General features: G+C 37.2%; 4 protein-coding genes. All 4 read right to left on the bottom strand.

Annotated elements, in window-relative coordinates; all coding sequences use genetic code 11:
• A partial coding sequence (gene purL, locus AB1397_05235; GenBank protein ID MEW6482388.1) for a phosphoribosylformylglycinamidine synthase subunit PurL occupies window positions 1-1,762 on the bottom strand: 1,762 nt, incomplete at its 3' end.
• 2 nt (window positions 1,763-1,764) lie between these two features.
• Window positions 1,765-2,019, bottom strand: a complete 255-nt coding sequence (locus AB1397_05230; protein ID MEW6482387.1) for a type II toxin-antitoxin system RelE/ParE family toxin — start codon at window positions 2,017-2,019, stop codon at window positions 1,765-1,767.
• Window positions 1,952-2,329, bottom strand: a complete 378-nt coding sequence (locus AB1397_05225) for a type II toxin-antitoxin system Phd/YefM family antitoxin (protein MEW6482386.1) — start codon at window positions 2,327-2,329, stop codon at window positions 1,952-1,954. Before AB1397_05225 ends, AB1397_05230 begins: the two co-directional genes overlap by 68 nt.
• A gap of 72 nt (window positions 2,330-2,401) precedes the next feature.
• Window positions 2,402-2,644 (bottom strand): ribbon-helix-helix protein, CopG family, encoded by a 243-nt coding sequence (locus tag AB1397_05220; protein MEW6482385.1) that lies wholly within the window; start codon window positions 2,642-2,644, stop codon window positions 2,402-2,404.
• Window positions 2,645-2,833: the final 189 nt, after the last annotated feature.

The raw sequence follows: 2,833 nt of genomic DNA, 5'->3' as shown, positions 1-2,833 counted from the left end.
TAAGGAACAGGGGATTTCCCACTTCTTTAAATTCCATTGTTATTGCCTTGCCTATATCATCTATTATCCCAAAGCAAGCAATAATGGGTGAGGGAGGAATATCAATCTTTGAAAACCCTTCATTATAAAAGCTTACATTTCCCGAGACAACCGGGGTTGGGTATTCTGGATAATCCTTAAGCCATAGCCCCTTACAAGCATCGGCAATTCCCCTTATTCCCTCTTTAAATTGCCAGAAAATCTCAGGCTTCTCTGGATTTCCATAATTCAGGCAATCGGTAATACAAACCGGGGTTGCACCAATAGAGGCGATATTTCTCATCCCTTCTGCCACAGCATTTATTGCCTGCCAATAGGGGTCTATTTGGCCATAGAATGGGTTTCCATCGCAAGAGGTAGCAACGCCAACAGGAATCCCCTTATCAATCAAGGGTGCGATCAGGCTTGCATCTGCCTCCCCTGGTCTTATTACAGCCTTCCCTTGAACCTCCATATCGTAGGTGCTAAAGACCCATTTTTTTGATTTGATATTTGGATGTAAGATAAGATTTAAGATTGCCTCTTTTAAATCTGGCATCTTAAAATCTGGTTCTTTTTCTTTATCTACAATCGGTTTTTCCTCCCGATCATAGGATATTCCAGAGGTTAAAAAATCAATGGGTAGAGAGCAAACAATTTCATTATTCTGCCTTAAGATATACCTTTTTTCCTTTATTACCCTTCCAATCACAGCCGCTTTTGCACCCTCTGAGATATTGGGAAGCTCCCATATTTCATTGTAAATTTTTAAAACATCGGGAATAATAGAATCGGGGATTGCCATAACGAACCTTTCCTGTGTCTCAGAGCAAGCAATAACTTCGGGTAAAAGCCCTTTCACTTGAGGAACTTGTGAAAGCTCAATCTCAATACCAAAATTTCCTGCCATCTCTGATGTGCCACAAGCCAGGCCACCTCCACCCAAATCTTTAAAGGCAATTTCAATATTCTTTTCCCTTATTAGCTTAAACAATTCCCGATTTGCCTTAAAGAGGACATTTTTTAGAAATGGGTCGGGAACCTGAACTGCCTCCTTCCTTTCTATTGTGCTTTTAAGCGTTTCTGAGGCAAAGGATGCTCCGCAGAATCCCGATGGGTCGGTTGGCTTTCCAATTATAACAATGGAATAGGGAATATCTTTTGCCTTCTCAGGGATTTTTGAATGAATAATAAAATCTTCCTCAACAAGACCTAAGGCAACCACATTTACTAAGCAATTCTCATTGAATAAGGAAGAAAAATATGTGTCCCCTCCTAAGTTTGGAACACCCAAAGGATTTCCATATCCACCAATTCCTTCAATTACCCCTTTAATAATGTAGTCATTATTTCCAAACCTTAAGGAATCGCAAACGCCAATAACCTCTGCACCCATACAATTTATATCCCTGACAATCCCACCTACCCCGGTTGCCGCTCCTTCATAAGGCAGGACCTGAGATGGATGGTTATGGGATTCATGGGAGACAACCAGGCAATATTTATCGTATAATTTAACAATTCCCGCATCGCTACCTGGCCCTAGAACAACATTGGGTGCTTGGGTTGGCAAAATTTTTAAAGCCTTCCTGCTACTTTTATAAGAGCAATGCTCGCTCCATTCGGCATTGAAGATATAAAGCTCAACAATGTTTGGCTCTCTTTTAATTGCCTTACAAATTTTATCTATTTCCTCTTTTGTAAGGGAGATATTTAATGCTTTAAGCTTTTCTGGATTTTTCATTTTTATCGATAAATTCCCTGTCGGTGGCCAATGCGCACAATTACTACTAGCGAAATATTTTTATAAATTCTATAAATAATTCGGTATGGCCAAATCCTATAAAAATAAACATCTTTTAGTCTACCCTTTAATTTTTTGCCCATATAAGGATTATCTGCTAATGAGAATAAGGCCGATAAGATTTGCTCTTTATGAGAGGAAGGAATTTTTAAAAGGTCTTTTTCTGCCTTCGTTGTAAGCCTGATTTGAAATTTCATATTTAATTTCTCTCTTGTTGGCTAAAATAGAAGTATGCCTTTTCATTGCTTCTTCCAATGTAGGATATTTTTTATACTTCCCAGATTTAACATCGCAATCTATCTTTTTAATATCTTGCTCAATCTCTGGAAATTCTTGCATCACTTCTTGAGTTTCTTGCCATGCTTCAAATTCTTCGGCAGAAACAATCACTGCTTTTGGATAACCTCTTTCGGTAAGGGTATAATATCTACCTCCTTTTTGGGCATCCTTGACAATCTTAAATATGTTTTTTCTTGCTTCTGAAATTGGTATGGTTGTTTTATCCATTCAAATTTTTCTATTACAAGGTATAGGATAATCTCTCCCCTAAATTTTTACAAACAATTTGAGATTGAAGCATTACCTTAAACCTAGGCACGCTTTACCTCTCTTTAAGTTAATGCCCTTACCTTTCTTAAAAGACTTAAGCCCTTTTTCTATTAAGGCAATTTCTTCCTTTGTAAATTCTTCTTCTATCCTTTCTAAAATAGATTCTCTTATCAAGCCAGAAATTGATTTATATTCCCTCTTTGCAATCTTTTTGATATCTTCATAAAGCTTTGCTGGCAAATTAACTATTATCCTTTTATCTATAACCTGCATTCCCCATCACCCCCTATATCAAAAGTATATCATATAGATATATAAAAAATCAAGGTTTTTATCTTCGCTCATGTTTTAAACTTTGTACTTAATAAATAATATTTTGCCGATATAAGGAATGAGGGGGTGTTAAAGATGAAAAGACTCATTCCTTATCTGGCAGATGAGGCAAAGGCCTCACAATTGTTC

Source organism: bacterium (assembly GCA_040756715.1).
Classification (GTDB): Bacteria; UBA9089; UBA9088; order UBA9088; family UBA9088; genus JBFLYE01.
This window is presented reverse-complemented; position numbering and strand designations above follow the sequence as displayed.